At 36.0% G+C, this 5,103-nt stretch carries 4 protein-coding genes; 3 read left to right on the forward strand and 1 reads right to left on the reverse strand.

Annotated features, from left to right (window positions below; genetic code table 11):
- Nucleotides 1–511: 511 nt before the first annotated feature.
- On the forward strand, nt 512–1,135 hold the full coding sequence (locus N477_RS19330; protein ID WP_063360121.1) for a hypothetical protein: 624 nt from the start codon (nt 512–514) through the stop codon (nt 1,133–1,135).
- A 509-nt stretch (nt 1,136–1,644) separates the two neighbouring features.
- Here N477_RS19330 and N477_RS19335 read toward each other — a convergent pair.
- Nucleotides 1,645–2,223 carry a nucleoside deaminase gene (locus N477_RS19335; RefSeq protein WP_063360122.1) on the reverse strand — a complete coding sequence of 193 codons (579 nt, stop codon included), beginning with the start codon at nt 2,221–2,223 and terminating at the stop codon, nt 1,645–1,647.
- Nucleotides 2,224–2,414: 191 nt separating this feature from the next.
- On the opposite strand from N477_RS19335, the gene N477_RS19340 reads away from it, so the two are divergent.
- Nucleotides 2,415–2,732: a DUF1330 domain-containing protein gene (locus N477_RS19340; protein ID WP_063360123.1), complete on the forward strand. Its 318-nt coding sequence runs from the start codon at nt 2,415–2,417 to the stop codon at nt 2,730–2,732.
- A gap of 211 nt (nt 2,733–2,943) precedes the next feature.
- Entirely contained in the window at nt 2,944–3,969 is a 1,026-nt protein-coding gene (locus N477_RS19345) for a DUF2235 domain-containing protein (RefSeq protein ID WP_081216317.1), read from the forward strand.
- The last annotated feature ends 1,134 nt before the right edge of the window (nt 3,970–5,103 follow it).

Genomic DNA, 5,103 nt, shown 5'->3' on the forward strand with positions numbered 1-5,103 from the left:
TATTTGATCAACAAGGCCGTTTTCATCGTTAAACCACCTTTAATAGGCCTCTATATTTTTAAGATTGATCTATTTCTTCACGCTAAGTTGTTGCATTGAGCTAGTTCCGCACTCTATTTATTGCATTTTACTCTAATTGGTAAAGTAAGGCTTTACATTATACGTAAAAATCAACGATGGACTTTAAGCAAAATAAAAGATTTGAAAGTGCCTTAATTATAAGGTTTTTTACAAATTTAGCCGATCTATAGCAATACAAAGTCCTTTAAATCCTAATAATTGAAAAATATCAATATTATAAAATATTACAATTAAAAATAAATAAAGCTATAAGTAATTGTTATTTATGCTTTAAATTCAACTTTGGAAAGTAGAATTGTTATATTTTACCCTTTTGTAAGTATCTGGTTTGTAAAGCTAAATTCTGTTTGTTAGTGTTATTTACAACCACTGCTTAGTGGGATAATTAAAATAATAAATTTAAAATCTCGTAAAATTAATAAGGGTAATTATGAATTTACTATCTAAGGTCGCTATTGCTTCTATAAGTGTTTTGTCTGCTAGTGTTTTTGCTGCTGGAGATCAAAAGGTTAACTGTAAAACAACGACAGTACAAACTCCATATTGGTACGGTTGGGCTAGCTGCCATGCTTCTGGTGAGTTCCTTCATCAGCTCATAAGCCAGCATCATTCTGAGTGGATAACATTAACAGAGACAAAGTATGAGAATGGCGACTGGACAACATATAGATGTGATACAACATTACCTAATAAAGGATATAACACCAGTTCACGAGAGTCATGCCAGTATACGCCTAAAGCGAATATAACAGAGCATTTGGTCGAATCGCATTATGACCGACATACAGGTATCACCTATTATGAAGCGGACGTGATTGTTGCAGATTTTAATTACAGTGATCGTGATGGCCAGGTCCAGAAGGTAGAGAAGTGGGTAAATGGAGTGAGCACGACCCGTGGCCATGTAGATATCCGTACTACAAGCACTGTTAAACTAAGAGTAACAGATAATGACGGTAATGTAACCGAGACGACTAGAACGCTAAGACCACCTATGATCCAGCAATGTCGCCGCGGAGACATGTTGATCCTATGTGAAGATGACTTCCTATAATTAGTGGCTTATACCTATCTACTAGCAAAAAAGCCAAGGTGGATGAGGTAATTTAAATTACATAAAATATTGAACTATACAGTCAAACTGTGTAGTTCTTTTTTATGTTTAAAGCATAAATATATATGGTTAGTTATCTGCTTTGTTTTTTGGCTAAGATAAAGTCGTTATGCCTTACGGTTCAAGTTGTCATTGATTTTACGCTCTCGTGTATCTGTCTGCTATAACGTCAGGTTACGAGTAATCGGTTAATAAATTAAAGTTTTATTTTTAGCTAATCCTATAAAACTAATATGTGAATTATGAATTATAACAAATGTGCTCTTGGGTATTAGTAAAGTCTCCTGCGTGTAAAGTTGGTTGAATATTAAACTCAATCTTTAATGTTCAAAAAGTGGAGAAAAGTGAGGGCATAGGTATGGACGATTTAAGGTCGGGGTGATGGGGGCGTATTAACCACCCAATCAAGGGTAATTAATACAGGCGGGTCTTATAGACCAAAATGCTACCTAAGGCTTTGAAACTGCCGCAAGGCCTTGCCAGTCTTCTAAGTCTTGATCTGGTTTTTCTTGCCTAAATTGAGCGTATTGAGCTACACCCATCTTATCTTCGAGAATATCGACTGTAATGCCTTTTTCTTTTAATAATGCTTCGTTACCGCATGCATTGGTAACATCTCCAACAACTACGCGTTGAAAGCCTCGCATGTAAAGTAAGGTTGCGCACACATCACATGGACTCAAACTGGTGTAAAGCGTGGTTTGTGAAAAATCAATTCTGCCAGCGTCACGAATTGCCGACGTTTCCCCATGGTTATAAGGGTGCGACTCTTGAACCAATGTATTGTGGCCTTTACCGACAATTTTTTTGGTTGCATTGTTAACGATAACAGCACCAATCGGGCATCCGCCTTCTATATAACTTTTTTTAGCAAGGAGTACGGCTACCCGCATATAGTCTGCGTCACTTAGCTTTTGATTAAATTCATCAGTAGTGATAACCGGTAGACTTAAAGTTGGCATATGAGCGATTACGTTGAGGTGAGTATCGTTTACGGCTGTCTCGCCATCAAATAGTGGTTGGATCATGAGTTTATCCATCTAATTACAACTAACTATTATATAAAAGAACAATAAGGAGCAATTGTGAAGTGTGGACATAAACTTAATACTAAAAAATGAGAAAACAGATTTGCTTTTAAAATGCTCACTATCAAGCTTGAATTACAAAGTTGTCTATTTCAATATGGTGAACACGACAAATAAGAAAGGAATACACTATGGCAAAATATGAAATGCTAGTTGGGTTGGAAGTGTTGGATGACGTTGTATACAGCCAGTATCGTACCGCTATGAGGCCTATTTTAGAGGAGAAAGGAGGTGAATTTGGGTATGACTTTCGCGTATCCGAAGTACTTAAAAGTGAAGTAACCGAGTGCATTAATCGTGTATTTACGCTGCGATTTCCAAGTAAAAGTATCATGACTTCATTTTTTGATGACCCAAGGTATCAAGCGGTTAAATCCGAGTATTTTTCGCCTTCTGTTGGAAGTTTTACAATTATTCGTGGTTACGATGTTGACGAGTGTCATTTCTAATCGCTTAAGGATGACGTAAGCACTATTAGGAATGGCGTGGCTGTTTAAACAAAAATGTAGGCAAATACCTGGACAAATATATTTGAATGGCGTTTAAAAAAACATCACTCATTTACTTTTCTTTAAAGTAAAGGTGAAGTTTGCCCTTTTTAATACAAGAGTTTAATTGTATCTTACCATCAACTTTAATCATGCTGATTTAAAAGGATAAATGATGAAAAGATTGGTGTTGTGTATGGATGGTACCTGGAATAAGCCTACGCAATATGATCGAGGAAAAAGAAAGCCAACCAATGTGGTGAAGCTTGCTAGAGGAGTTGATCCTGTATGCCCTGATGGTGTGCATCAAGTTGTCTATTACAGTGAGGGGGTTGGAACTCATTGGGGAATGGATAAAATTTTAGGTGGCGGTTTTGGTCTTGGTTTGTCGCAAAACGTTTTGCGTGCGTATCAATTTTTGGTCTTGAACTATCAACCCGGTGATGAAATTTATGGGTTTGGTTTCAGCCGCGGTGCTTATACTATCCGCAGCGTAATTGGGCTTATTAACAAAATTGGATTATTACCAAAAGATCATGCTTTTTATATGCCTGAAGCATATAGGCTTTATCGCAATACCGCGCCTGAAAGTGAAGTTGATAAATTTAAGGCTGAACATAATTGCACAGATGTGTCGATTAAGTTTGTAGGTGTGTGGGATACAGTTGGTGCGCTAGGAGTCCCGTTTGATTTAGATTTTATAAATGGTCGATATCGATTTCACGATGTGAGCCTTACCGAAAATATCGAACATGCTTATCATGCTTTAGCAATTGATGAAAGGCGAGGACCATTTAAACCTGCAATCTGGACGTTACCGGAAGGTTCTAAGCAAACATTAGAGCAGAAGTGGTTTGCAGGAAGCCATAGTAATATCGGTGGTGGTTATTCTCAAGATGGGTTAGCAAATATCTCGTTGCATTGGATAAAGGATTGCGCCAGAGCGCATGGTTTGATCTTCAACGAGAGGTTTTTATCATACTATCGACCTTTCTACCTAGATGAATATCGCGACTCGATGAGTTGGCTCTACAAAATTACAGAGCGCGTGCGTAAACTGGGTATTGGTAAACGCACTAATGAATCTTTGCATGAAAGTGTTTATAAGCGTATTTCTGAAAGCGATAACTATCAACCAGAAAATGCCATTGAGTTTATGGAAATGCTTGAAGATAAAAGGCAGGGTGCTCAGCATTGATACAATTTAGCGTTGTCAGAATACCTTGGAGTTTGACAACGCTAACAAAGTACAACACATTTATTGACTTATGGAAACAGAGTTAATTTGGTTAGTTGTAGCGAGTAATGCATGTTTTTGTGTTTGAGTTGAACTGTATCTGATTTGAGTTCTTCATCTCCTATGACGATACAGGAATTACACTTTTGCTTGAAAGCGGCTCTACCAGATTTTTAAGCAAATGAATGCTAACCCGACAATTAGGTGGTTGGCGTGGTGGTGTTGACTTGTAAAACGAATACAATAATTTTCATTTTCTATTTAATTTATGTTGCCTAGTTTTCGGGTCTATTCTTTTTTATTTAAAATATAAACAGGGATGTATCTTTTAATAAACGTCTAATTTTGATGTTTTTAATTCTTTTCATTACGTATTTAAGATTGGTTTTAGTTGCTTTTGGTAGGATATTTCACCAGATTAAAATTCTGCAAGTTGGCTCTTCCATATAGTATTGATTCATTTATGTTGGTCTTAATATTTTTTGATTTTTTAAAAATATTCCTATTTAAATCAGTCCTTAGTTGTTAGCTTGTTTTTCTTGAATTGGGCTTTAGATGAACACTCATAAAAATCAAAAGCTATTATTTATGACATGTTGATATTGAGATTTTCTTGATGATTTTTTTGCATGAGTAGCTTTGAATTTTTTGTTTGTTAATAATTTTATAATATGAATATAGTGTTTATGGCTTTTAGCCAAAGAGAGTGCTTGACACTTTTTGCTTTAAACACAATAAATAAAGGAAAATAATTATGTTAAATAAGATATTAATTATCTCACTTTCCATATTGTCAATTGGGAACATAAATGTACTCCACGCTGAACCAAGTGTAACAGCTGATCATGCTCGAGTTTCATGCCATAACCCAAGGTATGGTAAGAGTTGGAGTGTTTTTGTCTCTGGTAACAGTCAAATTAACTACTATGTTAGGAAGTGTATTTATGAAGGTGGTGGCCCGAGCGTTGATATGTACTAAGCATCAGCTTTGATATTTTATTAAATGCCTATTGTGCAATGTGAGTTTATTAAACACCGCAGTACATATTGCACTTCTGAATAAGTAACCTCCATATCAGGGCAAGAGCATGAAAA

Origin of the sequence: Pseudoalteromonas luteoviolacea H33-S (genome assembly GCF_001625695.1) — a bacterium.
Taxonomy (GTDB): domain Bacteria; phylum Pseudomonadota; class Gammaproteobacteria; order Enterobacterales; family Alteromonadaceae; genus Pseudoalteromonas; species Pseudoalteromonas luteoviolacea_B.

What these genes read in the sequence shown, in the direction of transcription:
- N477_RS19330 (WP_063360121.1), top strand. Translation starts at nt 512, where the DNA reads ATGAATTTACTATCTAAGGTCGCTATTGCTTCTATAAGTGTTTTGTCT.
- N477_RS19335 (WP_063360122.1), bottom strand. Translation starts at nt 2,223, where the DNA reads ATGATCCAACCACTATTTGATGGCGAGACAGCCGTAAACGATACTCAC.
- N477_RS19340 (WP_063360123.1), top strand. Translation starts at nt 2,415, where the DNA reads ATGGCAAAATATGAAATGCTAGTTGGGTTGGAAGTGTTGGATGACGTT.
- N477_RS19345 (WP_081216317.1), top strand. Translation starts at nt 2,944, where the DNA reads ATGATGAAAAGATTGGTGTTGTGTATGGATGGTACCTGGAATAAGCCT.